The organism is Pseudomonas sp. BE134, assembly GCF_031456105.1.
Lineage (GTDB): Bacteria > Pseudomonadota > Gammaproteobacteria > Pseudomonadales > Pseudomonadaceae > Aquipseudomonas.
Genome location: NZ_JAVDUA010000010.1, coordinates 118,079 through 142,263, shown reverse-complemented (window position 1 = coordinate 142,263; position 24,185 = coordinate 118,079). Strand labels below are relative to the sequence as shown.

29 protein-coding genes are annotated in these 24,185 nt (G+C 59.8%); 17 read left to right on the top strand and 12 right to left on the bottom strand.

What is annotated here, in order from left to right; all coding sequences use genetic code 11:
- Positions 1-15 precede the first annotated feature (15 nt).
- Entirely contained in the window at positions 16-696 is a 681-nt protein-coding gene (locus J2Y56_RS11060; protein ID WP_007944740.1) for an SOS response-associated peptidase, read from the top strand.
- 276 nt (positions 697-972) lie between these two features.
- Positions 973-1,245: a hypothetical protein gene (locus J2Y56_RS11055; RefSeq protein ID WP_007944739.1), complete on the top strand. Its 273-nt coding sequence runs from the start codon at positions 973-975 to the stop codon at positions 1,243-1,245.
- Between the two features lie 63 nt (positions 1,246-1,308).
- Here the strand turns inward: J2Y56_RS11055 and J2Y56_RS11050 are convergent, their stop codons facing one another.
- From J2Y56_RS11050 to J2Y56_RS11040, 3 genes are read right to left on the bottom strand one after another with little or no spacing between them, the layout of a single operon-like run.
- Entirely contained in the window at positions 1,309-1,461 is a 153-nt protein-coding gene (locus J2Y56_RS11050; RefSeq protein ID WP_191624730.1) for a hypothetical protein, read from the bottom strand.
- A 59-nt stretch (positions 1,462-1,520) separates the two neighbouring features.
- Complete coding sequence (locus tag J2Y56_RS11045) at positions 1,521-1,832, bottom strand: AzlD domain-containing protein (RefSeq protein ID WP_162830874.1); 312 nt, start codon at positions 1,830-1,832, stop codon at positions 1,521-1,523.
- Complete coding sequence (locus tag J2Y56_RS11040) at positions 1,832-2,533, bottom strand: AzlC family ABC transporter permease (RefSeq protein ID WP_007944735.1); 702 nt, start codon at positions 2,531-2,533, stop codon at positions 1,832-1,834. Before J2Y56_RS11040 ends, J2Y56_RS11045 begins: the two co-directional genes overlap by 1 nt.
- Before the next feature lie 169 nt (positions 2,534-2,702).
- Here J2Y56_RS11040 and J2Y56_RS11035 point away from each other — a divergent pair, with 169 nt between their 5' ends.
- Complete coding sequence (locus tag J2Y56_RS11035) at positions 2,703-3,077, top strand: DUF2784 domain-containing protein (protein WP_310338257.1); 375 nt, start codon at positions 2,703-2,705, stop codon at positions 3,075-3,077.
- 23 nt (positions 3,078-3,100) lie between these two features.
- Positions 3,101-4,018, top strand: coding sequence for a LysR family transcriptional regulator (locus J2Y56_RS11030; RefSeq protein ID WP_150781742.1), 918 nt, complete (start codon positions 3,101-3,103; stop codon positions 4,016-4,018).
- A gap of 2 nt (positions 4,019-4,020) precedes the next feature.
- Here the strand turns inward: J2Y56_RS11030 and J2Y56_RS11025 are convergent, their stop codons facing one another.
- Together J2Y56_RS11025 and J2Y56_RS11020 are read right to left on the bottom strand one after the other, a co-directional pair.
- Entirely contained in the window at positions 4,021-5,469 is a 1,449-nt protein-coding gene (locus J2Y56_RS11025; protein WP_405046851.1) for a sensor domain-containing diguanylate cyclase, read from the bottom strand.
- A 253-nt stretch (positions 5,470-5,722) separates the two neighbouring features.
- Complete coding sequence (locus J2Y56_RS11020) at positions 5,723-6,250, bottom strand: DUF3087 domain-containing protein (protein WP_310350108.1); 528 nt, start codon at positions 6,248-6,250, stop codon at positions 5,723-5,725.
- Between the two features lie 216 nt (positions 6,251-6,466).
- Here J2Y56_RS11020 and ppnN point away from each other — a divergent pair, with 216 nt between their 5' ends.
- Positions 6,467-7,840: a nucleotide 5'-monophosphate nucleosidase PpnN gene (ppnN, locus tag J2Y56_RS11015; protein WP_007944730.1), complete on the top strand. Its 1,374-nt coding sequence runs from the start codon at positions 6,467-6,469 to the stop codon at positions 7,838-7,840.
- Positions 7,841-8,118: 278 nt separating this feature from the next.
- Here the strand turns inward: ppnN and J2Y56_RS11010 are convergent, their stop codons facing one another.
- Positions 8,119-9,180 (bottom strand): alpha/beta hydrolase, encoded by a 1,062-nt coding sequence (locus tag J2Y56_RS11010; RefSeq protein ID WP_310350105.1) that lies wholly within the window; start codon positions 9,178-9,180, stop codon positions 8,119-8,121.
- Positions 9,181-9,405: 225 nt separating this feature from the next.
- Between J2Y56_RS11010 and J2Y56_RS11005 the strand changes: the two genes are divergently transcribed.
- The gene (locus J2Y56_RS11005) at positions 9,406-10,161 is read left to right on the top strand and encodes a response regulator (protein WP_310338245.1); all 756 of its coding nucleotides are present in this window, start codon (positions 9,406-9,408) and stop codon (positions 10,159-10,161) included.
- Positions 10,162-10,286: 125 nt separating this feature from the next.
- On the top strand, positions 10,287-10,511 hold the full coding sequence (locus J2Y56_RS11000; RefSeq protein WP_007944726.1) for a hypothetical protein: 225 nt from the start codon (positions 10,287-10,289) through the stop codon (positions 10,509-10,511).
- Positions 10,512-10,690: 179 nt separating this feature from the next.
- Here J2Y56_RS11000 and J2Y56_RS10995 read toward each other — a convergent pair whose 3' ends face one another.
- Together J2Y56_RS10995 and J2Y56_RS10990 are read right to left on the bottom strand one after the other, a co-directional pair.
- Positions 10,691-12,160 carry an FAD/NAD(P)-binding protein gene (locus tag J2Y56_RS10995; protein ID WP_007944725.1) on the bottom strand — a complete coding sequence of 490 codons (1,470 nt, stop codon included), beginning with the start codon at positions 12,158-12,160 and terminating at the stop codon, positions 10,691-10,693.
- A gap of 308 nt (positions 12,161-12,468) precedes the next feature.
- Positions 12,469-13,032 carry an XRE family transcriptional regulator gene (locus J2Y56_RS10990; RefSeq protein WP_310350103.1) on the bottom strand — a complete coding sequence of 188 codons (564 nt, stop codon included), beginning with the start codon at positions 13,030-13,032 and terminating at the stop codon, positions 12,469-12,471.
- On the opposite strand from J2Y56_RS10990, the gene J2Y56_RS10985 reads away from it, so the two are divergent.
- The 7 genes from J2Y56_RS10985 to J2Y56_RS10955 all read left to right on the top strand — a co-directional run bounded on the left by J2Y56_RS10985 (position 13,027) and on the right by J2Y56_RS10955 (position 20,352).
- On the top strand, positions 13,027-14,046 hold the full coding sequence (locus J2Y56_RS10985) for a DMT family transporter (RefSeq protein ID WP_310338236.1): 1,020 nt from the start codon (positions 13,027-13,029) through the stop codon (positions 14,044-14,046). The genes J2Y56_RS10990 and J2Y56_RS10985 overlap by 6 nt on opposite strands.
- Positions 14,047-14,288: 242 nt before the next feature.
- Positions 14,289-17,207, top strand: a complete 2,919-nt coding sequence (locus J2Y56_RS10980; protein ID WP_310350102.1) for a monovalent cation/H+ antiporter subunit A — start codon at positions 14,289-14,291, stop codon at positions 17,205-17,207.
- Entirely contained in the window at positions 17,207-17,551 is a 345-nt protein-coding gene (locus J2Y56_RS10975) for a Na+/H+ antiporter subunit C (RefSeq protein WP_007944721.1), read from the top strand. Before J2Y56_RS10980 ends, J2Y56_RS10975 begins: the two co-directional genes overlap by 1 nt.
- On the top strand, positions 17,548-19,233 hold the full coding sequence (locus J2Y56_RS10970; protein ID WP_310350101.1) for a monovalent cation/H+ antiporter subunit D: 1,686 nt from the start codon (positions 17,548-17,550) through the stop codon (positions 19,231-19,233). The genes J2Y56_RS10975 and J2Y56_RS10970 overlap by 4 nt, the downstream gene beginning before the upstream one ends.
- The gene (locus J2Y56_RS10965; protein WP_310350099.1) at positions 19,230-19,718 is read left to right on the top strand and encodes a Na+/H+ antiporter subunit E; all 489 of its coding nucleotides are present in this window, start codon (positions 19,230-19,232) and stop codon (positions 19,716-19,718) included. Before J2Y56_RS10970 ends, J2Y56_RS10965 begins: the two co-directional genes overlap by 4 nt.
- Positions 19,715-19,993, top strand: coding sequence for a K+/H+ antiporter subunit F (locus J2Y56_RS10960; protein WP_007944718.1), 279 nt, complete (start codon positions 19,715-19,717; stop codon positions 19,991-19,993). Before J2Y56_RS10965 ends, J2Y56_RS10960 begins: the two co-directional genes overlap by 4 nt.
- Positions 19,990-20,352 carry a Na+/H+ antiporter subunit G gene (locus J2Y56_RS10955; RefSeq protein WP_310338223.1) on the top strand — a complete coding sequence of 121 codons (363 nt, stop codon included), beginning with the start codon at positions 19,990-19,992 and terminating at the stop codon, positions 20,350-20,352. Before J2Y56_RS10960 ends, J2Y56_RS10955 begins: the two co-directional genes overlap by 4 nt.
- 59 nt (positions 20,353-20,411) lie before the next feature.
- Here the strand turns inward: J2Y56_RS10955 and J2Y56_RS10950 are convergent, their stop codons facing one another.
- The 4 genes from J2Y56_RS10950 to J2Y56_RS10935 all read right to left on the bottom strand — a co-directional run bounded on the left by J2Y56_RS10950 (position 20,412) and on the right by J2Y56_RS10935 (position 22,741).
- Entirely contained in the window at positions 20,412-20,849 is a 438-nt protein-coding gene (locus J2Y56_RS10950) for a DUF3995 domain-containing protein (protein WP_007944716.1), read from the bottom strand.
- Positions 20,850-20,934: 85 nt separating this feature from the next.
- Positions 20,935-21,951, bottom strand: a complete 1,017-nt coding sequence (locus J2Y56_RS10945) for an ABC transporter substrate-binding protein (RefSeq protein ID WP_310350095.1) — start codon at positions 21,949-21,951, stop codon at positions 20,935-20,937.
- Positions 21,952-22,073: 122 nt separating this feature from the next.
- Positions 22,074-22,271, bottom strand: a complete 198-nt coding sequence (locus tag J2Y56_RS10940; protein WP_310350094.1) for a hypothetical protein — start codon at positions 22,269-22,271, stop codon at positions 22,074-22,076.
- Positions 22,271-22,741 (bottom strand): hypothetical protein, encoded by a 471-nt coding sequence (locus J2Y56_RS10935; protein WP_007944709.1) that lies wholly within the window; start codon positions 22,739-22,741, stop codon positions 22,271-22,273. The genes J2Y56_RS10940 and J2Y56_RS10935 overlap by 1 nt, the downstream gene beginning before the upstream one ends.
- Positions 22,742-23,152: 411 nt before the next feature.
- Here J2Y56_RS10935 and J2Y56_RS10930 point away from each other — a divergent pair, with 411 nt between their 5' ends.
- From J2Y56_RS10930 to J2Y56_RS10920, 3 genes are all read left to right on the top strand, one after another.
- Entirely contained in the window at positions 23,153-23,401 is a 249-nt protein-coding gene (locus tag J2Y56_RS10930; RefSeq protein ID WP_007944708.1) for a hypothetical protein, read from the top strand.
- Positions 23,402-23,558: 157 nt separating this feature from the next.
- The gene (locus J2Y56_RS10925) at positions 23,559-23,789 is read left to right on the top strand and encodes a hypothetical protein (RefSeq protein WP_007944707.1); all 231 of its coding nucleotides are present in this window, start codon (positions 23,559-23,561) and stop codon (positions 23,787-23,789) included.
- Positions 23,790-23,919: 130 nt separating this feature from the next.
- On the top strand, positions 23,920-24,159 hold the full coding sequence (locus J2Y56_RS10920) for a DUF2789 domain-containing protein (RefSeq protein ID WP_310338216.1): 240 nt from the start codon (positions 23,920-23,922) through the stop codon (positions 24,157-24,159).
- Positions 24,160-24,185 lie beyond the last annotated feature (26 nt).

Sequence of the window (24,185 nt, the reverse complement as noted above, 5' to 3'; positions counted from 1 at the left end):
CCGCAGGGTCAGCCGATGTGTGGACGACTGTCGCAGTACCGGGGCATTCACGACTTTGTTGCCGTGTTGAGCATTCCCGATGCAATGATCAATCACGTCGGGGATGAGCCTCTGGCTCGCTACAACGCGGCGCCCACCACCCAACTCGCCCTGTTGCACCTTGAGCCTGACGGCTTGCACGCCGATCCGGTGCGCTGGGGCTGGCGCCCGCACTGGGCGAAAGATCGCGCGGCACCGATCAACGCGCGAGTGGAAAAAGTCGCTCATGGCCCATTCTTCCGGGCGATCTGGCCACACCGCGCGATTGTGCCGATCGACAACTGGTTCGAATGGGTCGATGCCGGTGATTCGACGCGTCTGCCCTGGCTGATTCGTCGACGGGACGGCGCACCGAGTTACTGTGCAGCCATCGGCCAATTTCCCGGCCCTGGCAATGAGCCGCGCGGCGACGACGGTTTCGTCATCATCACGGCGGACAGCGTTGGCGGCATGCTCGATATTCATGACCGGCGACCGGTGGTTTTGTCACCTGAACTGGCGCGCGAATGGCTTGATCCGGCCACACCAAAAGAGCGCGCCGAGCAGATGGTGCTGTTACAGGGTGAAACCAGCGAAATATTCGAGTGGTACAGGGTCGAAAAAGCTGTCGGTAATGTCAGGAATCAGAGCAGCGCATTAATCAATAAGCTTGATTAACGCCCAACAAATGGACGGCCACGCTATAAGCAAACTGAATAGCTACCAATTAAGAATGCATATAAGCGTTACACCGTCTGCTTCTCACCAGGCTCTCTTACCGCGGAATGCCGAATTGGCCATTAACCGCTGGTCCGACACTTCCTCCCTCGTACATACATAAAGCGACATAAAAGTTAGGATTCGCGCCGCATTTCCCATGGCATTGCCCAGTCGACCAAAGAGTCGACAAAGAAGGAAACTCCTAACAATCAACAAGCCTTGCAGAGAACTAAGTTGCGCGACGATCTTGTAATTAATCAAGTCAGCAGCCTGGAGTGTGTGCACCTGTCGAAGACGGAGCGCTATCAACTTGACTGCTTTATCGGGCAATACATAAAGACCCGAAACCTGCGACCTATTCCCAATATCAGCGAAATTCTGCGTACAACGCTTGCGTACTACACCGGCAAACCACCGGTCATGGTCAACGAGCTTAATGCATGGATCGACAAGACCTTGGGCTTTCGGGCTTCCCATCCGGATTTTCCGGAACTGGAAGACCTTTGAAATAACGTTCGGCAAAAGAAAAGCCCCGCTTGATAGCGGGGCTTTTTCGTATACGTGGGTCGGTCAGGGCTTCAGAGGACGCTCTTCATCGCGGTCTGACAACTCTCGGCTGTCGTCATGTTTCCAGTCCTGCCGCGAACGTTCTTGACGCCTGATCTCTTCCTCCGAGGGTTCATCCTCATCTTCAACATCCGGACGTTTGGGATCGTTGGCCATGCGCACCTCTCTTCCTGTGAAGGGACCTATTAAGCGTAGAACAAATTCCAGCGCTCGATTCAGAGCCACCAGCGCAGCAAAAAGAAAAAACCCATGCTCAACAGCATGCTAAGCAAGGTGTTGCGGGTGTAAAGCACGAGTCCCACCGCCACCAGAGAACTGATCAGGTAGGGGTTGTCCCACTGCAGGTTCAGTTGTTTGTCGGGCATGAACACAATCGGCCCGCAGATTGCGGTCAACATGCCCGGTACGGCAAAACCGAGGAACTGTCGGGCATTGCTGCTCAAGCGCACCGGCAGCCGGGGCTCGAGAAACACGTAGCGATTGAGAAACACCAGCACGCCCATTCCGATAATCACCGCCCACACCATCATGCTGCGCGTCCCCTGTAGAGTTTGTTGCAGATAAAACCCGCGGTCATGCCCGCCAAGCCGGACAGCACCAGCGCCGAGCCCCATTGCCAGTAACTGAACAACACCGAGCAGAACAGCGACACCGCGACGCACACCACAGTGGGCACGTTGCGCACCACCGGCGTGATCAACGCGATAAAAGTGGCGGCGATGGAGAAGTCCAGGCCCAGATGCTCCAGCCCCGGAATGCTGCTGCCCAGCACAATGCCTGCCAGGGTGAACAGGTTCCAGGCGATGTAAAACGTCAGCCCGACACCCAGCGCGTACCAGCGATTGAATTGCTGTTTGTCGTGCTGACTGGTCAAGGCAAACAGCTCGTCGGTGAGCAAAAAGCCCAGCCCCACCCGCCAGCGCCCCGGCAACGGTGAAATCACCGAACGCATGCTCATGCCGTAAAGCAAATGCTGGGACGTCAGCAACACCGTGGTCAGCAAAATCGAAAAGATCCCGGCACCGCCCTTGAGCATGCCGATGGCGACCAATTGTGCGGCACCGGCAAACACGATGCTCGACAGCCCCTGCCCTTGCAGTGGGGTGAGGTTGGCCTCAATGGCCATGGACCCGGCCAGCAAGCCCCATGGCGCGGTGGCCAGGGACAGCGGCATGATCGCGGCGGCGCCACGCAGAAACGCACTGCGCGGCATGAGTGAATTCGACATAACGCCCTACAACCAGTGAAAGACCGCTGACTTTGCCAGCAGTCGCGGGGATTATCGAGCCAAACACACTCGTGTTCGCTGATATGCACTGAACACCTCGAACCCATGGAGCCGCCGCTGACGCCCGAGTACCATGAAGCAACTCGCATAACAGATCAGGGGAGGCAACATGCTTTACCGGATCGCTGCCGACGGGCTGCTGCTGTTTCATCTGTTGTTCATTCTCTTCGTACTGTTCGGCGGGCTACTGGTGCTCAAGTGGCGGCCGCTGATCTGGGCGCATCTGCCTGCGGCCGCGTGGGGCGTGACGGTGGAAGTCTTGCACTTGACCTGCCCGCTGACCCAGTGGGAAAACCTGATGCGCCAGGCGGCCGGGCAAACCGGTTACGGTGGCGGCTTTATCGAACACTACATATGGCCAGTCATTTACCCGGCCGGCCTGACACCCGCGATTCAATTGGCGCTGGGCAGCGCGGTGCTGGCAATCAACGTATTGGTCTATCTTCGTCTGATCAGGCTGTGGAAATTGCGCCGGGTCACCTGAAACAAGCGCCGAGGATTGAGTCCATGCTGTCGATTGAAGACCTGAGCCTGCTCCAGGCGATCCGCGAGACCGGCAGCCTGTCCCGGGCTGCCGCTCACTTGGGCAAGGCGCCGTCGACCGTGTCTTACGCCGCGCGGCAACTGGAGGAACGCTTCGACGCGTTGCTATTCGACCGTCGTCGTTACCGCTTGCAGCTCACCCCGGCCGGCGAGTTGCTGGTGAACGAGGCGGCGCGGTTGATGCAGGACGTGTCCCGGCTGACCCAGCGAGTGCAGCAAGTGGCCAACGGCTGGGAAAGCCGGTTATGGATTGTCACCGACGAACTGCTCGAATTCGAAGCCTTGATTCCCGTGATCCACGAATTCGACGCACTGGAATCCGGCGTGCCGTTGCGCATCACCCAGGAGGTGCTCAAAGGCGTGTGGGAAGCCCTGCGTGAAGGCCGAGCGGACTTGATCATCGGCGCCACCAACGAGCCGCCGGCGATCCCGACCCTGCGCTGGATGCAATTGGGGGAAATGGAGTGGGTGTTCGCGGTGTCGCCCAAACATCCGCTCGCCAAGGCCAAAGAACCGATTTCACGGGCGATGGTGGCGCAGCACCGGGCGATTGTCGTGGCCGATTCATCGCGGGGCACGGAAGGCAGCACCTACGGCGTCTCTGGCGGCCAACCGGTGCTCGCGGTGCCGACCATGCGTGCAAAAGTCCTGGCTCAATGCGCTGGCCTGGGCGTCGGCTGGCTACCCCGCCACCGGGTTGGCTCGTTACTGAACAACGGCACCCTGGTGGAAAAACAGATGGCCGACCCGCGCGAACCGAACATTCTGTATGCCGGCTGGCGCGGCGATCATGACGGTCGAGCATTGGGCTGGTGGCTGGAAAAACTCAAGCAGTCGTACCTGTCCACCCGGCTGGTTCAGGGCAGCGACCGGTTTGTCTGAACTCAGTTGGCCGTGACACTCATGTTCCGTCCGCTGGCCTTGGCCACATACAGTGCTTTGTCCGCCGCGCTGACCAGGTCTTCGGGCTGGTCCTGCGAGGCCGGGTTGAAGGCGCAAACACCGATACTGACCGTCACCCTGCCCCCCGGGCTTTCACAGTGCGCAATGTCCGCCCGCAGGACCGCGTGACGGATATTTTCGGCCACCAGAAAAGCCCCCGGATAGTCAGTACCAGGCAGCACCACCGCAAACTCTTCGCCACCGTAACGGGCTGCGAGGTCACCGGGGCGCTTGATGTTGTCCTTGATGATCGCGCTGATCCGGCGCAAACACTCATCGCCGGCCACATGACCATAACGATCATTGAAGCTCTTGAAGTGATCGACATCGATCATCAGCATCGCGAGGTGGGTCTGGGTGCGCCGTGCGCGGCCCATTTCCGCGAGGATAAACAGGTCGAATTGACGCCGGTTGGACAGTCCGGTCAACGCATCCTCAAGGGCCAGCAATTCAAGGCTGCGATTGACCTCGATGAGTTTTTCCTGGCCATCGAGCAACACACGCTGGATGTGATGTTGCTGCTTCATGCCGTGAATGAGGCGGTAACCAAGCACGCCCAGAATCAGCAGCAGCGATAACATGATACCCGCGCTCAGCGCCGTCTCTTTGCGCCAGTCCGCCAGCACTTCCTCCTTGTCCAGCGCGGCGAAGATAATCAGCGGATACCCGCTGACCCGCCGAAACCCCACTACCCGCACCACACCGTCCACAAAGGACCGGACAGTGGTTGTACCGGAATCACCTTCGGACAACAGCTGGGTAAACAGCGGCGCATTGGCCACGGTGCTGCCAATTTCAGCCTCGTTGAATGGCCGCCGAACAACAATGCTGGCGTCATCGCTGACCAGGTTGATCGCGCCGTTACGGCCCATATCGATACTGTCGTAGAGCTCAAGGAAATGACTGAGATTGATGGTGGCCAGCGCCACACCGGCAAATCCGCCATCCGGATGATTGATCCGGCGTGACACGGTCATGATCCATTCACCGCTCGAACGACTTTTTATCGACCGACCGACATGCGGACCACGGTCAGGATGGTCTCGATGAAAAATGAAATATTCACGGTCGGCATTATTCGCGCCCGGCACCTCGGCGCCATTGGAATTGGCGATCCAGCGCCCTTCTTCGTCAAAAACGAACAAGCCGTGCAGTTGCTTCAGCTCGCTGCGTTGAGCGCCGAGCAAACGTTGCAATCTGGGCAGTTGTTGCGCTCCGACGCCATCATTTTCGAGGCGGTCCACCAAGGTAAACAGCAGCGTGTCGGTCTGTTTTATCGTTGCCTGCGCTTGTGACGCGAGGGTCTGCGCCAGGTTGGACATGGCCACTTCTTTGTCATGCAAGTGGTACTGGCGCGAAGTCCAGGCTTCCCATATCACAATCGCCGTCATCGACAGGCACACCGCCACAAGCAGTACCACCGCGTGTCGGACCTTGAGCCTCGACGCACGCAGGCTGCGCTTCCACGGCAAGGTGGTACGGGCACTTTCAATGGGATTTTTAATAGACGAATGCCCCCCATGACGCTCGTTGACTCGTTATGACAGGGCGACTTCTCCTGTTCGCCCTTGAATGACCTAACCGCAACAATAGGTGATTTGCGCACATCATGACGGGCTAATGCAGGGAAACCGCCTCAATGCCTTACTTCGACGACTGTTTCACCGCCTCAAGCCAGGCCGGATCCAGACGGGATTGATCGGGGTCGATGCCCAGTGCCTCCATGCGTGCCTTGTGCTGATCCATCTCGCGGACCAACTGACTGTGGTCGCTGGAGTTAGCGTCCAGTTCATGCATCTGGTTCAAGCCCAGGTGGTAAAAACGCAGCAGCTTCATGGCCACCGGATCACCCGTTTCAACCGCTGCGGTGACCTGATGCATGATGTTGGTGACGCTCATCAGGCTGCGCTTGAGCCGCCAGCCATACACCGCGGCCGCCATCCAGGGCTGGTTCCAGAACCTGCCGCGCATCAGCGCCACCATCAGCAACACCGCGACAAACACACCGCCGACGTTAAAGCGCAGGTTGTCGCCGCCGGGCTCACCGAACAAAGCCACCGCTGCCGTGGACAGCCCCATGGCCAGCACCAGGAAAATCAGGGCAATAATCAGCGTACTGCGGCGCGTCTGCTGTCGATAGGCTTGGGCATTCTTCGGCTGGATTTCGAACATCGCGACAGGGTTCCTTGGGGCATGGACAAAAAAGACGGCCAGGCATTATCGCCTCTGCGAGGGATTTAGCTATGCTGATGATCCTCTTCATCTTTTCATCATCAAACGGGGGACTTGGCGGTAAAGCGCAGTTCGTGCCATCTTCATCCATGGATACACTCTATTCGGATGCCATTCGCGCGGCTCGGTGAGTGACATCGTTTTAAGGATCATTGAATGACCCAACGACAAGTAATCAACGCCTCGGTCAGCCCAAAAGGCAGCCTGGAAACCCTTTCTCAACGCGAAGTCCAACAACTGAGCGAAGCCGGTTCCGGCAGCACCTACGACATCTTCCGCCAATGCGCCCTGGCCATCCTCAACACCGGCGCCCATGTCGACAACGCCAAAACCATCCTCGAAGCCTACAAAGATTTTGAAATCCGCATCCATCAGCAAGATCGCGGCGTTCGCCTGGAACTGCTGAACGCACCGGCCGACGCCTTCGTCGACGGCGAAATGATTGCCAGCACCCGCGAGATGCTGTTCAGTGCCTTGCGTGACATCGTCTACACCGAAAACGAACTCGACAGCCAACGCATCGACCTGAGCACCTCGCAAGGTATCAGCGACTACGTGTTCCACCTGCTGCGCAACGCCCGCACCCTGCGTCCCGGCGTCGAGCCAAAGATCGTGGTCTGCTGGGGCGGTCACTCGATCAACACCGAAGAATACAAATACACCAAGAAAGTCGGCCACGAACTGGGCCTGCGCAGCCTCGACATCTGCACCGGTTGCGGCCCCGGCGTGATGAAAGGCCCGATGAAAGGCGCGACGATCGCCCACGCCAAACAGCGTATCCACGGCGGGCGTTACCTTGGATTGACCGAACCGGGCATCATCGCCGCCGAAGCCCCCAACCCGATCGTCAACGAGCTGGTGATCCTGCCGGACATCGAAAAACGTCTGGAAGCGTTCGTGCGCGTCGGCCACGGCATCATCATTTTCCCGGGCGGCGCGGGCACGGCCGAAGAGTTCCTGTACCTGCTCGGCATCCTGATGCACCCGGACAACCAGCACCTGCCCTTCCCGGTCATCCTCACCGGGCCTAAACATACCGCCCCGTATCTGCAACAGCTGGATGCGTTTGTCGGCGCCACACTGGGCGACGCCGCGAAGAAGCATTACGAAATCATTATCGACGATCCGGCGCAGGTCGCACGGCAAATGACCCAGGGGCTCAAAGAGGTCAAACAGTTCCGCCGCGAGCGCAATGACGCATTCCACTTCAACTGGCTGCTGAAGATCGACGAAGGCTTCCAGCGTCCGTTCGACCCGACCCACGAAAACATGGCCAACCTGAAACTGAGCCAGGCACTGCCGGCCCACGAACTGGCCGCCAACCTGCGCCGAGCGTTCTCCGGCATCGTCGCCGGCAACGTCAAGGACAAGGGCATCCGCCTGATCGAACAGCACGGGCCTTACCAGATCCGTGGCGATGCAGCGATCATGCATCCACTGGACGAACTGCTCAAAGCCTTCGTCGCCCAGCACCGGATGAAACTGCCGGGTGGTGCGGCTTATGTGCCGTGTTATCAGGTTGTGGCCTAGCCCTCGACCGGACCAACACTAAAAATCCCTGTGGGAGCGAGCGTGCTCGCGATGAGGCCCTGTCAGTCAACATTGATATTGGATGACACACCGCCATCGCGAGCATGCTAACCCCTGTAGCAGCTGACGAGCAGCGCGAGGCTGCGTCCGGCTGCGCAGCAGTCGTAAATCCTGCTGACGCGGTCTGTCTGAAATACCGCATGTTCCGATTTTACGACTGCTTCGCAGCCGGACGCAGCCTCGCGCTGCTCGTCAGCTGCTACAGGGGTTAGTGTTGGTTACAGGTGATCGGCGTCGATTACAGCCTTGGCAAACGACTTCGGGTCTTCCTGCGGCAGGTTATGGCCGATGCCGCCATTGATCAGTCGGTACTCATACTTGCCTGTAAAGCGCTTGGCATAATCCTCGGCCGCCGGGTGCGGTGCGCCATTGGCGTCACCCTCCATCGTGATGGTCGGCACTGTGATCGAAGGTGCCTTGGCCAACTGCTGCTCCAGCGCTTCGTATTGTGGTTCACCTGAAACCATGCCCAACCGCCAGCGGTAGTTGAAGATCGTGATCGCAACATGGTCAGGGTTGTCCAGCGCGACTGCGCTGCGGTCATAGGTCACGTCGTCGAAGGCCCACTTCGGGGACGCCGTTTGCCAGATCAGCTTGGCAAAGTCATGACGGTTTTTTTCGTAGCCGGCCTGGCCGCGCTCGGTCGCGAAATAGAACTGATACCACCACTGCAACTCGGCCTTGGGTGGCAGCGGATTCTTGCCCGCGGCCTGGTTGCCGATCAAGTAGCCACTCACCGAGACCAGCGCCTTGACCCGTTCCGGCCACAGCGCCGAAACAATGTCCGCCGAACGCGCGCCCCAGTCATAGCCGCCGAGCACGGCCTGTTTGATCTTCAGCGCATCCATGAAGTCGATGACGTCGCTGGCCAACGCCGCAGGCTGGCCGTTGCGCAGGGTCTTGTCAGACAGGAAATGCGTGTCGCCGTAACCCCGTGCATAGGGGATCAACACCCGATAACCCTTGGTCGCCAACAGCGGCGCCACTTCGCTATAGCTGTGAATGTCGTAGGGCCAGCCGTGCAGAAGAATGACCACTGGGCCGTCAGCCGGGCCGACCTCGGCGTAAGCCACGCTCAGCAACCCGGCATTGACGTGCTTGAGCGGGCCGAACGGGGTGTACGACTGCGCACTGGCCACCGCCGGCTCTGCGGCCGTGGTAGCGGCTTGCGCAGTGGCAGCGCCGAGGGCACCGAACTGCATGAGCGCAAATGCGAGCATCGTCGGCGCCATGAAGCGGCGGCGAGATGCGGTTTTACGGCTTAACACATTCATCTTCATGGCGATGTCCCTACAAGTCATTTTGTCTGTGCTTTTAGCAGCGGGTATGAGGCAAGTCGTCTTGTCTCGATGGAAGCCATTTAATCGCCCGCCGGTATCTGCCATGTGTCGCCAAAACAGCGTTATTAAGGCGTAAGGTATCCAACAGCACGCCCGATACAGTGCGATACAAATCCCCGCAACGGCCTGCAACGCGCACCACGCGAACAACAAGAGGGTTGAGCAATGGAGCATGTAAACCACATCCTGATTGTCGATGACGATCGCGAGATCCGCGAGCTGGTGGGCAATTACCTGAAGAAAAATGGCCTGCGCACCACCGTGGTTGCCGACGGTCGGCAGATGCGCCATTTTCTGGAAGCCAATCAGGTGGACCTGATCGTGCTGGACCTGATGATGCCCGGCGATGACGGCTTGGTGCTGTGTCGTGAATTGCGCGCCGGCAAACACAAAGCCACGCCAATCCTGATGCTCACCGCGCGCAACGACGAAACCGATCGTATCCTCGGCCTGGAAATGGGCGCCGACGATTACCTGACCAAACCTTTCGCTGCCCGTGAGTTGCTGGCGCGGATCAACGCCGTATTGCGCCGCACGCGGATGCTACCGCCGAACCTGCTGATCACCGAAACGGGCCGGTTGCTCGGCTTCGGCCGCTGGCGCCTCGACACCACGGCGCGCCACTTGCTGGATGAAGACGACACCATGGTCGCCCTCAGTGGCGCGGAATACCGCTTGCTGCGCGTGTTCCTCGACCACCCGCAACGGGTACTCAGCCGTGACCAATTGCTTAACCTGACCCAGGGCCGCGATTCCGACCTGTTCGACCGCTCCATCGATTTGCTGGTGAGCCGTTTGCGCCAACGCCTGTTGGATGATTCACGCGAGCCAACCTACATCAAGACCGTGCGCAGCGAGGGCTATGTGTTTTCCTACCCGGTGGAGCTGCTCGGCGCAGAATCGGGATCCACACCAAAATGAAGATCCCCTGTGGGAGCGACATGGATCAACGCGCTCGATAACGACTATGCCCAAGGGTGTTTTTTCATCACCGGGCTCCAGCACTACAGTGGCGACATCTTCTTCCCACGCTCTGGAGCAACTTCATGAAAAGCCTCATCGGTCTTGGTTTCGCCCTCTCGGTACTTGGCGCTACGTCCGCCATCGCTGCGCCGCACGCCACCTCCCAGGTTGTCGCCGCCGTTAAAGTCAGCCAGCCGGCCACACTGAACGTGAACACCGTCGGTAGCGATCACAAAGACAGTCAGCCGAGCACACTATATGTTGCTGAAAACCGCCCTGAGTTCGGCTCGAAGTATCAACGTTATTGATTAATGACTTTTGCGCCGTTTGAACAAAAAACCCCGGATAGATCCGCTCTACCCGGGGTTTTCTTTGAGCCACACTGATCCCCCCGTAGCAGCTGCCGAGCCCGCGAGGCTGCGTCCGGCCGCGTGGCGGTCGTCAAATCAGGCGACGCAGTGTTTCAGGAAAACCGAGTGCGCAGGGTTTACGACCGCTGCGCGGCCGGACGCAGCCTCGCGGGCTCGGCAGCTGCTACCACCAATCGTGCGGCAAGGGCTTTGGCCTGTAGCGCGACGTCGGTGACTGCGGTGCTTTCCCACCACATGCCGCGCAACGGTGGCCCCATGGCGAACAGACGCCGGGCGATCTGGCCCTCGGCGTCCAGTACGGCACCGTCGACAGCCGCCGCAATCCCCAATGCCAACGGTCCCGGGCGAATCAATCCGCGCGCCAGCAGTTGCTGTGGCAGCGGTCGAGCGACCCGGCGCCAGTCATACTCGATGCCACTGGAGTTGATCAACGCCGCGCCCCGCACCACACAGGTATCGGCCTCGCCACGGCGACGAATGCGAATGCTGACCCCGTCCTGCGACCCCGGCTCTAGGCCTTTGAACGACGCCGCCTGAATTCGCAAGCGCCCTTCCCTGTGCAACCGCTCCACCAGGGCGGCACTCAAGGGTGGCGAGCGGTGGTGATGACTTTCCCACCACGGCCGGACATGTCGCACAAACTGCCGACGCTGCCGGTCTGTCGCCTGATTCCATAACCGTCCGATGTGTGCCCGCACGGTGTCGAGGGGGGCTTGCCAGTCGATGCCTTGGACGATGGCCTCCCGACAATGTCGACGCAGTTCGCGCACCAACTGGCGGGGTGTGCGAATGCTGTGATCCTCGGCCAGAAAATCGACCCAGGCCGGTGGTTGCCGACGCACATGCGGGAGCAAGCCATGCCGGGAAAACACTTCGATCGGCCCGCGATGCCCGGCCTGTTCCAGCGACACCACGGCATCGACCATGGTCAGGCCGGAACCTATGATCAGCACCGTCGACTGTGGATCAAGCTGGCGCATGGCGGCGACATCCCACGGATCCAGCGCGGCGGCATTCAAACCGCTGGACTCTTTCTGCGGCGTGCGCGCGGCAGGAAACATCCCGGTCGCCAGCACTGCAAAAGCGCCCTGCAAGCGTTGCCCGTCACTCAATGTCAGCCGAACTGAATCGTCGTCCGTTTGCAGATCGATCACTTCCGCCTGCACATGCTCGACCGTGGAGCCATTCAGTGCCCCGACGGCTTGCGCTTCGGCCAGGCGTTGCTGCACGTACACGCCGAACAGACCCCGTGGCGGGAACAATTCGCTGATCGGCACCGGTTGTTCGGCCGATTCGGGCCAGCCACCAGCGCCGATGTGGTCGGTCAGCCATTGCGTGAGGTCATCGGCGTTATCCGGGTCAACACTCATCCGTGCCGCGTTGCCGTTCAGCGTATGGCCCAATTCGACCGCGCTATAGGCTTCACCCCGACCCAATTCGGTACGCGGTTCGATCACCAGCACCGAGCGCCGGCCAGGCAAGCGCAACAGTTGCGCCGCCAGCATCGCGCCACTGAGGCCGCCGCCGATGATCAGAATGTCGGCGTGGCGGGCGTTGCTCGCCGGTCCGCTTTGGATTTCGTTCATGCCCTGCTCACTGGTTAATGGTTGCCGGAATGGAAAGCTGTGCGGGCCACCTTAATGTGTTGCTCTCCAGCAACAAATCCCTCTTTGGTAGAAGTGAGCCTGCTCGCGATGGCGTCGAGGCAGACACCACTTCCTTCTCCTCCTGCCGCATCGCCGCCAGCCCCCTGCCCGGTGATTGCCCCGGAGACTACAGCAGGAGTCGTGCCTAACTACAATTTCATTATATTTCAATGAGTTGAAATACATTCCTATAAAAATCTACAGCTTTAGAAGGGCAAAGTGTTTATCCACTGTTGACCCGCAAACAGTCAGATCACCACATTGCGCACGAACCGCGCGGCCACTGGCCCGTCGTTGCGATAGCAATGCGGCTGGTTGCTGGCGAACATGTAGAACTCACCGGCAGCAATGTGCTGCGGCGTGTCGCCCAGCATCAAGGTCAGGCAGCCTTCGAACACGTAGATCTGCTCGCTCCAGCCTTCGGCGTCCGGTTGCGACGGGTAAATTTCCCCCGGTTGCAGGCACCACTCCCACTGTTCCACTTCGCGAGTGGCGTTGGCTTTGGACAGTAAAACGGCTTTGCTGCCGGGGATTAATCCGGCCCACGCCACTTCGTTGATTCGACTGGGGTCGCGGGCATCCGGGGCCTGGATCAAATCGCTGAACGCCACGTCCAGCGCTTGGGCTACGCGGTCAAGGGTGGTCAGGCTGACATTCTTCTCGCCGGCCTCCATGGCTACCAGCATCCGGCGGCTGACGCCGGACTTTTCGGCCAATGCGGTCTGGCTCATGTCGGCGGCGTGGCGCAAACGGCGAACGTTCTGGCTGACGTGCTGGAGGACCGAAGCCCGTGGCGGGGAATCTTTGTGCACTATATTGCTCACTTGGTGGGGTTGGGCAGTATACTGCGCAACATTCGGCGCATTGTGCGTCCCCCTCAGGTAGTGTGCAAGGTCATGACGTCGGTGAACTCTTCCCCCCGTTTCTCACGGTTCAGCAAAGCCGAGTGCGTGCTGGTGCTGATCACCATGGTCTGGGGCGGCACCTTTTTGTTGGTGCAGCACGCGATGACCGTCAGCGGCCCGATGTTTTTCGTCGGCCTGCGCTTCGCCGCTGCCGCGATCCTGGTTGCGCTGTTCTCCTGGCGCCACCTGCGGCAACTGACCCTGTTCGAACTCAAGGCCGGGGCCTTTATCGGGGTGGCGATCATGCTCGGTTATGGCTTGCAGACGGTGGGTTTGCAGAGCATCCCCAGCAGTCAATCGGCGTTTATCACCGCGTTGTACGTACCCTTCGTGCCGTTGCTGCAATGGCTGGTGCTGGGACGACGTCCGGGGTTGATGCCGAGCATCGGGATCATGCTGGCGTTTACCGGGTTGATGCTGTTGTCGGGGCCTTCCGGCGCTTCGTTCAATTTCAGCCCTGGTGAAATCGCCACGCTGATCAGCGCCATCGCGATTGCCGCCGAAATCATTCTGATCAGCACCTATGCCGGCCAGGTCGATGTACGTCGGGTGACGGTGGTGCAATTGGCAACCACGTCGGTGCTGGCGTTTTTGATGGTAGTGCCGACTCAGGAACGTATTCCGGACTTCTCCTGGTTGCTGTTGTGCAGCGCGTTGGGCCTGGGCGCGGCGAGTGCGGCGATTCAGGTGGCGATGAACTGGGCGCAGAAGAGCGTTTCACCGACGCGGGCGACGTTGATTTATGCGGGAGAACCGGTGTGGGCAGGAATTGTCGGACGGATTGCCGGGGAGCGGTTGCCGGCGATTGCACTGCTGGGCGCGGGGTTGATTGTGGCGGCGGTGATTGTGAGTGAGTTGAAGACCAAGGGTAAGGTCCCAGCAGAGCCAGAGTTGGAGCAGGAAACACCGGTTGAACCTTAATATCTCGATTGCCAGTCAGATCGCTATCGCGAGCAGGCTCGCTCCCACAGTTTGATTGCATTCCCCTGTGGGAGCGAGACCGGCTTGCCGGCGATGGGTCCAGCCCGGTGGATACAAATCTTTGAAACAATGTGATCCAAGGTTTTTGCGTCTACCGTGAAGGATTCTGCGACAGCATGGCGTTTGGCGATCCGGGTTGTGGCACGTATGATGCTTCACAAACTTCCGCAGATTAGAAGCCTATGTCCCTGATAGTTCTACTGCTTCTGCCTTTTATCGGCAGCTGTCTGGCAGCCGTGCTGCCGCACAACGCGCGTAATACTGCCTCCCTGCTGGCGGGCCTGGTCGCACTGATCGGCACCGTCCAGGTCGCGCTCTTGTACCCGCACATCGCCCAAGGCGGCGTGATCCGCGAAGAATACTTTTGGCTGCCAAGCCTCGGTCTGAATTTCGTCTTGCGTCTGGACGGGTTCGCCTGGCTGTTCTCGCTGCTGGTGTTGGGCATTGGCACACTGGTCTCGCTGTACGCACGCTACTACATGTCGCCGGACGATCCGGTACCGCGATTTTTCGCGTTTTTCCTGGCGTTCATGGGCGCCATGCTCGGGCTGGTGATTTCCGGGAACCTGATCCAGATCGTGTTTTTCTGGGAGCTGACCAGCCTCTTCTCGTTCCTGCTGATCGGTTACTGGCACCACCGCAGCGACGCACGACGCGGTGCCTATATGGCGCTGATGGTGACCGGTGCGGGCGGCTTGTGCCTGCTGACGGGAGTGATGCTCCTCGGCCATGTGGTCGGCAGCTATGACCTGGACAAGGTCCTGGCCGCTGGCGATCTGATTCGCGCACACGCCCTCTACCCGCTGCTGTTACCCCTGATCCTGGTCGGCGCCTTGAGTAAAAGCGCGCAATTCCCTTTCCACTTCTGGTTGCCCCATGCGATGGCGGCGCCGACCCCGGTCTCGGCCTATCTGCACTCGGCAACCATGGTCAAGGCCGGGGTGTTCCTGCTGGCACGACTTTGGCCTTCGCTGTCCGGCAGCGAAGAATGGTTCTACATCGTCAGCGGCGCCGGCGCCTGCACCCTGCTGCTGGGCGCTTACTGCGCGATGTTCCAGAACGACCTCAAAGGTTTGCTGGCCTATTCGACCATCAGCCATCTGGGCCTGATCACCCTGCTGCTGGGCTTGAACAGCCCGCTGGCGGCCGTGGCTGCGGTGTTTCACATTCTCAACCACGCCACCTTCAAGGCCTCGCTGTTCATGGCCGCCGGGATCATCGACCACGAAAGCGGCACCCGCGACATTCGCAAGCTCAGCGGCCTGATCAAGCTGATTCCGTTCACCGCCACCCTGGCCATGGTCGCCAGCGCCTCGATGGCCGGCGTGCCGTTGCTCAACGGTTTCCTCTCAAAAGAAATGTTCTTTGCCGAAACCGTGTTCATCAATGCCACGGCCTGGATCGAATGGAGCCTGCCGATTGTCGCGACCATCGCCGGTACCTTCAGCGTCGCCTATTCGCTGCGCTTCACCGTCGACGTGTTCTTCGGCCCGACCGCCACCGACCTGCCGCATACCCCGCACGAGCCACCGCGCTGGATGCGCGCGCCGGTGGAACTGCTGGTGTTCACCTGTCTGATTGTGGGGATTTTTCCGGCGGTAGTCGTCGGCGCCATACTGGCTGCCGCGGCCCTGCCGGTGGTGGGCGGCACCCTGCCGGAATACAGCCTGGCCATCTGGCATGGCTGGAACGCGCCGATGATCATGAGCCTGATCGCCATGTCCGGCGGCATCGTGCTCTATTTGCTGTTGCGCAATCAGCTCAAGCGCGGGCGCTTCAAGTACCCGCCGATGATTGGCCGGCTCAGCGGCAAGCGCCTGTTCGAGCGCAGCCTGGTGATCATGATGCGCCTGGCCCGTCGTCTGGTGCGGCGGATCAGCACCCATCGCCTGCAAACCCAATTGTTTCTGGTGGTCCTCGTCGCCGTGTTGGCCGGGTTGATCCCGATGCTCCACAGCAGCCTGAGCTGGGGCGACCGGCCGAAAATCCCCGGTTCGATCGTGTTTGTGACCCTCTGGCTGCTGGCGATTGTCTGCGCCCTCGGCGCGGCGTGGCAGGCCAAATACCACCGGCTTGCGGCCCTGACCATGGTCAGCGTCTGCGGTCTGATGACCTGCGTGACCTTCGTCTGGTTTTCCGCGCCCGATCTGGCACTGACGCAACTGGCGGTAGAAGTGGTGACCACGGTGCTGATCCTGCTGGGCCTGCGCTGGCTGCCACGACGAATCGAAGAAGTGTCGCCACTGCCAAGCAGCTTGCGCAAGGCGCGCATCCGGCGTATCCGCGACTTGTTGTTGTCGACCATGGTCGGTGGCGGCATGGCCCTGCTGGCCTATGCGATGCTGACACGCCAGACGCCCAACGACATTTCCTCGTTCTACCTCAGTCGTGCCCTGCCCGAAGGCGGCGGTAGCAACGTGGTGAACGTGATGCTGGTGGACTTCCGCGGCTTCGACACCCTCGGTGAAATCACCGTACTGGTGGCCGTGGCCCTGACCGTATTCGCCCTGCTTCGACGTTTCCGTCCTCCGAAAGAAAGCCTGCAGCTGCCTGCCCAGCAACGCCTGCTGGCACCGGACGTGGTCACTGACCTGGTCAACCCGCGCCACGCCAGCGACACCGCGCTGGGTTTCATGATGGTCCCGGCGGTGCTGGTGCGCCTGCTGTTGCCGATTGCACTGGTGGTGTCGTTGTATTTGTTCATGCGCGGGCACAATCAACCGGGCGGCGGGTTTGTCGCCGGGCTGGTGATGTCGGTAGCGTTCATCCTGCAATACATGGTCGCCGGCACGCAGTGGGTCGAGGCGCAAATGAGCCTGCGACCGCTGCGCTGGATGGGCACCGGGCTGCTGTTCGCCACGGTCACCGGGCTCGGCGCCATGGCGGTCGGTTATCCGTTCCTGACCACCCACACCTGGCATTTCACCCTGCCGGTACTGGGTGACATTCATATCGCCAGCGCACTGTTTTTCGATATCGGCGTATATGGCGTGGTGGTCGGTTCGACGCTGCTAATCCTCACCGCCCTCGCCCACCAATCGGTTCGCGGCCACAAAACCGCAGCCCAGCCCAAGCCTGTCGCCACGCAAGGAGCCGTCTGATGGAAGAAGTCATCGCAATCGCCATCGGCGTGCTCGCCGCGTCCGGCGTGTGGCTGATCCTGCGGCCACGGACCTTTCAGGTGGTGATGGGTCTGTGCCTGCTGTCCTATGGCGTCAACCTGTTCATTTTCAGCATGGGCAGCCTGTTCATCGGCCGGGAGCCGATCATCAAGGACGGCGTTCCGCAGGACTTGTTGCACTACACCGATCCATTGCCGCAGGCGCTGGTGCTGACCGCCATTGTCATCAGCTTCGCCATGACCGCACTGTTTCTGGTGGTGCTGCTTGCCTCCCGGGGCTTGACCGGGACCGACCATGTCGATGGCCGGGAGCCTAAAGAATGAATGCGATGACGCACTTGATCGCCGCGCCGATTCTGCTGCCGCTGCTGACCGCCGCCATCATGTTGATGCTCGGCGAGAAACACCGGCCGCTGAAGGCCAAAATCAACCTGTTCTCCAGCCTGCTCGGCCTGGGGGTTTCGGTGGCGCTGCTGCAATGGACCCAAACCACCGGCGTGCCAGGTTCCATCGGCGTGTACTTGCCGGGCAACTGGCAAGTGCCGTTCGGCCTGGTGCTGGTGGTTGATCGCCTGTCTGCACTGATGCTGGTGTTGACCGGGATCATTGGCGTCAGCGCGTTGCTGTTTGCCATGGCCCGTTGGGATGGCGCCGGTTCCAGTTTCCACGCACTGTTCCAGATTCAATTGATGGGGCTGTATGGCGCGTTCCTGACCGCCGACCTGTTCAACCTGTTCGTGTTTTTCGAAGTGCTGCTGGCGGCGTCCTACGGTTTGATGCTGCACGGTTCCGGCCGGCCGCGCGTGTCGGCGGGGCTGCATTACATCTCGATCAACCTGTTGGCGTCGTCGCTGTTCCTGATTGGCGCGGCGCTGATTTACGGCGTCACCGGCACCCTGAGCATGGCCGACCTGGCGTTGAAAATCCCGCTGGTGCCCGAAGCCGACCGTGGCTTGCTGCATGCCGGCGCGGGGATTCTCGCGGTGGCGTTTCTGGCCAAGGCCGGAATGTGGCCGCTGAACTTCTGGCTGGTGCCGGCCTACTCCTCGGCCAGCGCGCCGGTAGCGGCCATGTTCGCGATCATGACCAAGGTGGGCGTCTACACCTTGCTGCGATTGTGGACGCTGCTGTTCTCCGGTCAGGCTGGGGCGTCTGCCTACTTTGGCGGCGACTGGCTGATTTACGGCGGCATGGCGACGATTGTCTGCGCAGCCGTGGCGATTCTGGCGGCCCAACGCCTGGAGCGCATGGCCAGCCTGAGCATTCTGGTGTCGGCCGGGATTCTGCTGTCAGCGATCGGCTTCGCCCAACCGAACCTGATTGCGGCGGCGCTGTTCTATCTGGTCAGCTCGACCCTGGCGTTGAGCGCGTTGTTCCTGCTGGCCGAGTTGATCGAGCGTTCCCGCTCGGTCAATGAACTGCCGCTGTTCGATGACGCCGACCTGATTGCGCGACCGGTGCCCTCCGCGCAACCGCCCAAAGGCATCAACCTGGACGACGATCTCAAAGCCGTGGTCGGCCAAGTGATTCCCTGGACCATGGCCTTCCTCGGTTTGAGTTTCATTGCCTGCGCACTGCTGATCATCGGCATGCCGCCACTCTCCGGCTTCATCGGCAAACTCACCCTGCTCAGCGCCCTGCTCAACCCGCTCGGCCTGGGCAATGGCGCAGGTGAACCGGTGTCGAATGCGGCGTGGGGATTGCTGGCGCTGTTGATTCTGTCGGGGCTCGCCTCGCTGATCGCGTTCTCGCGCCTGGGCATCCAGCGTTTCTGGACCCCGCAAGAACGTCCGTCGCCGCTGCTGCGTCGGTTTGAATGCGTGCCGATCATCGTGCTGCTCGGGCTGAGCATTGCGCTGACCTTCAAGGCCGAACCGCTGTTGCGCTACACCCAGGCCGCCGCCGATGCCTTGAACAACCCGGAGCAATACGTGATGGCCGTGCTCGGGACGCGTGCTGTGCCAAGCCCGGCAGCCAAGGCGGCGATGGCGGAGGTGCAACCATGAAACGCCTGCTCCCTTCACCCTGGTTGTCGCTTGGGCTCTGGCTATTGTGGCTGGTGCTGAACCAGTCGATGAGCCCGGGCAACCTGTTGCTCGGTTCCCTGCTGGGTTTCTGTGCACCGCTGATGATGCGCCGGTTGCGACCACTGCCGATTCGTATTCGTCGCCCCGGGGTGATCCTGCGTTTGCTCCTGGTGGTCGGTCGCGACGTGGTGGTGTCCAACCTCGCCGTGGCCTGGGGCGTGCTGAATGCCGGTCGCCGACCGCCGCGCTCGCGCTTTATCAAAGTGCCGCTGGACCTGCGCGATGCCAACGGTCTCGCCGCGCTGTCGGCGATCTGCACCGTGGTCCCGGGTACCGTCTGGTCAGAGCTGGCGCTGGACCGCAGCATTCTGTTGCTGCATGTGTTCGATCTGGATGACGAAGCGCTGTTCATCCAGCACTTCAAGGCGACCTATGAACGCCCCTTGATGGAGATCTTCGAATGAGCGCATTGCTGTCGAACGCAATCCTGCTGAGCCTGTTCCTGTTTTCCGTGGCGATGATCCTGACCCTGATCCGTCTGTTCAAAGGGCCATCGGCCCAGGATCGGGTACTGGCGCTGGATTACCTGTACATCATCGCGATGCTGATGATGCTGACGCTGGGTATTCGTTATGCCAGTGACACCTATTTCGAGGCGGCGCTGTTGATCGCCCTGTTCGGCTTCGTCGGCTCGTTTGCCCTGGCGAAATTCCTGCTGCGTGGCGAGGTGATCGAATGAGTGGAGAACTGTCGCTGTGGGTTGAGATTCCAGTGGCGATTCTGCTGCTGCTCAGCAGTTTGTTTGCGCTGATCGGCGCCATCGGCCTGGTGCGCATGAAGGATTACTTCCAGCGCATGCACCCGCCGGCGCTGGCCTCGACATTGGGCGCGTGGTGCGTGGCGCTGGCGTCGATCATTTACTTTTCGACGCTCAAGTCGGGGCTGGTGCTGCATGCCTGGCTGATTCCAATTCTATTGGCGATCACCGTGCCGGTGACCACCTTGCTGCTGGCTCGGGCGGCGCTGTTTCGCAAGCGCATGGCCGGGGATGATGTGCCGGCTGAGGTGAGCAGTCGGCGGACTGAGAGCGGGAGCTGAATCAAGGGGTTTTGTATTGACTGGCAGGGCCTGCTCGCGATGGCTATTGCCCAGACAACTCAAATCCAGGCAACCGCCAACAACCCGGCCCCCAACACCACACACAACGGCGAATACACCCAGGTATCGAGCCGGGCAAACATCGAGTCCTTGACCTCTTTGAAGAACCCCACCAGGTTCGAATCTCCAATCGCCCGGGCGAACATCAGTATTGCAATGGCACTGATCACCCATTGCAGCCACCGGTCATGCACCAAAGGTAAACACAGACCGACTCGCAAGCACACCAGCATGGCGATCAACAGCAACCCCACCGCCACCAGCAACGTCAGCCAACCCGACGGCTTGAACGCAGGCCTTGATTGCGCGCCGCCCTCCCCGGGTACTCGTGGTACCGCCGCTTCACTACCCCATTTGCCGCCCGACGCCCAATACACGTGGATCAGGCTAATAATCAAAAAGATTGAAGCCATCCATTGCGCGACCATCAGACTCATATTCGGGCATCCATCCAGTGGGAGCGAATGTGCTCCGGGCGGTGATAGCGATACTCGGCAAAATACAATCGGGTGAGCCACCGGTTTACTTGAGGTCGGCGTTGACCTTGTCGGCCACCTCTTTTGGCACCCACGCCTGCCAGATCTCAGGGTGCGCCTTCATGAACGCTTCCGCCGCCTGGCGCGGTGGCGTATGTTTTTCGCTCATCTCGGCCAAGGCCTTGTTCAATGGATCGATCGGCAAATCGACCTTGCTGAAGAATTCGGCGATTTGCGGGTACTGTTTTTGAAACGGCGCAGACACACCGATGGACAGCTTCGAGGGCAGCGAACGCGTCGGCTTGGGATTGGGATTGTCGGCGTCGGTCAAGGTTTTCCAGGCTTGGGCATCGAAGGGTGGCTCCTCCAGCTGAATCAGCTTGAAGCGCCCGAGCAAGGGCGTCGGAGACCAGTAATAGAACAGAACCGGCTTACCCCGATGGATCGATGAAGTGATTTCTGCGTCCAGCGCGGCCCCGGAACCGCTGCGAAAGTTAACGTAGCTGTCGTTCAGGCCATAGGCGGCGAGTTTCTGCTTGTTGACCACTTCCGATGTCCAGCCGATCGGGCTGTTGAGGAAGCGCCCCTTGCCAGGGCTTTCGGGGTCGGCGAACACGTCTTTGTATTTGGGCAGGTCGCTGACACTGCGCAGCCCCGGCGCGAGCGGCTTGATGCCTTTGGCCGGGTCGCCCTTGATCACGTATTCCGGGACCCACCAACCCTCGGTGGCGCCCTTGACCGTATCGCCCAGGCTCGCCACCTTGCCTTCAGCCTCGGCCTTGACCCAGACCGGGCTGCGACCGGCCCATTCTTCACCAATGACCTGAATGTCATTGTTGGCCAGTGCGGTTTCCAGAGTGATCGTGGTGCCTGGCAAGGTATCGGTCGGCAGCCCGTAACCCTTTTCGACGATGATCCGCAGGATATCCGTGATCAGACTGCCGCTTTCCCAATTGAGGTCGGCGAAGTGGATCGGCGCCTGGGCCGCGAATGCCGGAAGGGGTGAGGTCAACAACCCGACACTGGCCAGTGACGCCGCCAGCAACCGTCGAAATCCTTTCATGCTTTTGCACCTCGTGCTGTTCACAGCAATAGCAGGATGGCCTGATGAACGACCGCAGCCTCAAAATATTCAGTCAATTGACTGTAGTAGAGGATCCTGATTTCGAGGGGCGGGAATTAACTTTAGTCAGCGGCCTGCAAGCGTGACAACTCTCTTCGGACCATGCTGGCGTACGCCGCCGGACGCAGTGTATAAATCTGTGACGCTACCCAATTCAGCCAGGTTCCCTGCAGAACAGCCTTCTGCTCGAAAAGCCGCCGGGCCTCAGTAAGTGCACTGGCCTGGTTCTGTTCGTGGAAATCGGCGCGGGTCAGGGTCATTACTCGCTGGCCTTGAAAGTCACCAGCTCGCCCTTGCGCCACTTCGCGGCCTTGGCGGTTACGGCTTTCAGGGTTTTAGTCAGGCCTTCCTGTAACTGTTGGTGGGCGGCGAACACCGTGACCACGCTATGGCCTTCCTTGAACACAATTGCCTGACCATCGGCGGTGGTGACAAACGCGTAATCGCCCAACCCATACACCGTCAGTTTGATTTCGCGAAACTTGATGTCCAGCTTGCCACCTTCGCGGCTCGGTAGAACAGAGGCGCTGAAATGATCGCCGACCTTGAGTTTCAGCCCCGGCTTGTCGTCCACCACCAGCGCTTCTTCGGTGTCTACCTCGGCAATGTAAATGCCTTCGGCGTTTTGTTCGGTGATGTAGACGAAACGAGATTGAAACTGTTTAACCAACTTTGCGCGCAAATCACCCAACACGAACAAAGCATGCATATCGAGATTACTTACTGCCAAGGAAACATCCCCATATCTGAAATTGGATACCGCACGCAGGAAAGGCGCACAGCAAAAAAAAGCGGCCATACCGATAGTCTTGCAAAAAATCCGGGTTGAAATCCTGATCCGGGCAGAGGGCTCGTGCATCGCGAGGTTGGTGAGCGTACTGGAATACCACTCGCGCCGTCTTCCCTCAACGTCGTCAGAGGTTGAAGGAAAATACCCTTCTTGCTGCCAGAGGAAACAGGATGACTAACTTTAAGGATAAAACGCTTCAAGAAAAGCACTTTTCTGACATATCGCTCGCAAAAAATTGCTTTAGATGTACAGCATTCGCCAACCCGTGATGGCAATTCTAGAGCAGCGATGCTGACAGAGACTACCCAAAACGACGTACATACGTCGGTAAAACAATGAAAAGGACTTCATATGTGCACTATGACTCATTTTGCAACCGCCCAGATGCCTTATACGCACGACGCCTCGTCGCACCCTCAGGGAATACTCGAACGACCTCGATTGCCCCCCGAAGCCCCTGCCTGGCCGAGATTTCAGGTGATTTTGGCCGGCAACGCGTTTTTCCATATCAAGGAAGCCGCCACCGGTCGCGTCAGAGGTTTTCGCGGCGACCACAATGAAGCCTGTGCACTTGCCCGCTCACTTGAGTCACGCGAATGAGGCGCCGCAGAGCTCAATCCATCCGACGTTTCGTCACACCGCCGACTTAACTCAGCCGTCGGCGGGCAACTGCTGCCATACTGCCCGCCCCATGAAACCCGTTCCCACGTCGGACGGCGCTCAAAACAACAAAATATTTCCAAGGGAAGGCTGCTACGTGACGGAATTTGATATTGGCGAATTTATGATCCGGGGCGAAGCCAGAGAGATCGACGGCGAATTCCAGGCAGTGATTGTCATGCGCGCCAAACCGAAATTGACCACGGTGACGTATCACCAGGTCGAGAAGGATCGCTGGTTCAAAACGGCGGATGTTGCCGCCATTGCCGCCCAGGAATCGGCCCAAGCCCTGAAGGCGGCTGTCGATGCAGGTGCATTGAAAGCCTGATCATCGAATTTGCCGTCTATGCTCACTCCTGCTTTGGAACATCCATCGAACTCCTGAAGCGCGGCCTCCTCAGATGCAATGAAGCCGCCCTTCAGATCTCGCACTCGACGCGAACCACCAGGAGATGAACATGGATTCACCCACACACGACTTGAAAGGTTTGTTCGACCAACTCGGCCTGGAGTCCAGCCAGAAGGCCATCGACGATTTTATTGCCAGCCATTCACCCTTGGCTGACGACAAAAAACTGATCGATGCCGAGTTCTGGACGCCTCAGCAAGCCGGTTTCCTGAAAGAGCAATTACGGGAAGACGCCGACTGGGCGCGGGTGGTCGACGAACTGAACCTGCGTCTGCATCAGGTTCACTAACCCGGCTGTCAGGTGCCAGCACCCTT

Bases quoted from the DNA above. Each gene is read 5' to 3' on its own strand.
- J2Y56_RS11060 (WP_007944740.1), top strand. From the start codon at position 16: ATGTGTGGACGACTGTCGCAGTACCGGGGCATTCACGACTTTGTTGCC.
- J2Y56_RS11050 (WP_191624730.1), bottom strand. From the start codon at position 1,461: ATGGCCAACGATCCCAAACGTCCGGATGTTGAAGATGAGGATGAACCC.
- J2Y56_RS11045 (WP_162830874.1), bottom strand. From the start codon at position 1,832: ATGGTGTGGGCGGTGATTATCGGAATGGGCGTGCTGGTGTTTCTCAAT.
- J2Y56_RS11040 (WP_007944735.1), bottom strand. From the start codon at position 2,533: ATGTCGAATTCACTCATGCCGCGCAGTGCGTTTCTGCGTGGCGCCGCC.
- J2Y56_RS11035 (WP_310338257.1), top strand. From the start codon at position 2,703: ATGCTTTACCGGATCGCTGCCGACGGGCTGCTGCTGTTTCATCTGTTG.
- J2Y56_RS11030 (WP_150781742.1), top strand. From the start codon at position 3,101: ATGCTGTCGATTGAAGACCTGAGCCTGCTCCAGGCGATCCGCGAGACC.
- J2Y56_RS11025 (WP_405046851.1), bottom strand. From the start codon at position 5,469: ATGACGGCGATTGTGATATGGGAAGCCTGGACTTCGCGCCAGTACCAC.
- J2Y56_RS11020 (WP_310350108.1), bottom strand. From the start codon at position 6,250: ATGTTCGAAATCCAGCCGAAGAATGCCCAAGCCTATCGACAGCAGACG.
- ppnN (WP_007944730.1), top strand. From the start codon at position 6,467: ATGACCCAACGACAAGTAATCAACGCCTCGGTCAGCCCAAAAGGCAGC.
- J2Y56_RS11010 (WP_310350105.1), bottom strand. From the start codon at position 9,180: ATGAAGATGAATGTGTTAAGCCGTAAAACCGCATCTCGCCGCCGCTTC.
- J2Y56_RS11005 (WP_310338245.1), top strand. From the start codon at position 9,406: ATGGAGCATGTAAACCACATCCTGATTGTCGATGACGATCGCGAGATC.
- J2Y56_RS11000 (WP_007944726.1), top strand. From the start codon at position 10,287: ATGAAAAGCCTCATCGGTCTTGGTTTCGCCCTCTCGGTACTTGGCGCT.
- J2Y56_RS10995 (WP_007944725.1), bottom strand. From the start codon at position 12,160: ATGAACGAAATCCAAAGCGGACCGGCGAGCAACGCCCGCCACGCCGAC.
- J2Y56_RS10980 (WP_310350102.1), top strand. From the start codon at position 14,289: ATGTCCCTGATAGTTCTACTGCTTCTGCCTTTTATCGGCAGCTGTCTG.
- J2Y56_RS10975 (WP_007944721.1), top strand. From the start codon at position 17,207: ATGGAAGAAGTCATCGCAATCGCCATCGGCGTGCTCGCCGCGTCCGGC.
- J2Y56_RS10970 (WP_310350101.1), top strand. From the start codon at position 17,548: ATGAATGCGATGACGCACTTGATCGCCGCGCCGATTCTGCTGCCGCTG.
- J2Y56_RS10965 (WP_310350099.1), top strand. From the start codon at position 19,230: ATGAAACGCCTGCTCCCTTCACCCTGGTTGTCGCTTGGGCTCTGGCTA.
- J2Y56_RS10960 (WP_007944718.1), top strand. From the start codon at position 19,715: ATGAGCGCATTGCTGTCGAACGCAATCCTGCTGAGCCTGTTCCTGTTT.
- J2Y56_RS10955 (WP_310338223.1), top strand. From the start codon at position 19,990: ATGAGTGGAGAACTGTCGCTGTGGGTTGAGATTCCAGTGGCGATTCTG.
- J2Y56_RS10950 (WP_007944716.1), bottom strand. From the start codon at position 20,849: ATGAGTCTGATGGTCGCGCAATGGATGGCTTCAATCTTTTTGATTATT.
- J2Y56_RS10945 (WP_310350095.1), bottom strand. From the start codon at position 21,951: ATGAAAGGATTTCGACGGTTGCTGGCGGCGTCACTGGCCAGTGTCGGG.
- J2Y56_RS10940 (WP_310350094.1), bottom strand. From the start codon at position 22,271: ATGACCCTGACCCGCGCCGATTTCCACGAACAGAACCAGGCCAGTGCA.
- J2Y56_RS10930 (WP_007944708.1), top strand. From the start codon at position 23,153: ATGTGCACTATGACTCATTTTGCAACCGCCCAGATGCCTTATACGCAC.
- J2Y56_RS10920 (WP_310338216.1), top strand. From the start codon at position 23,920: ATGGATTCACCCACACACGACTTGAAAGGTTTGTTCGACCAACTCGGC.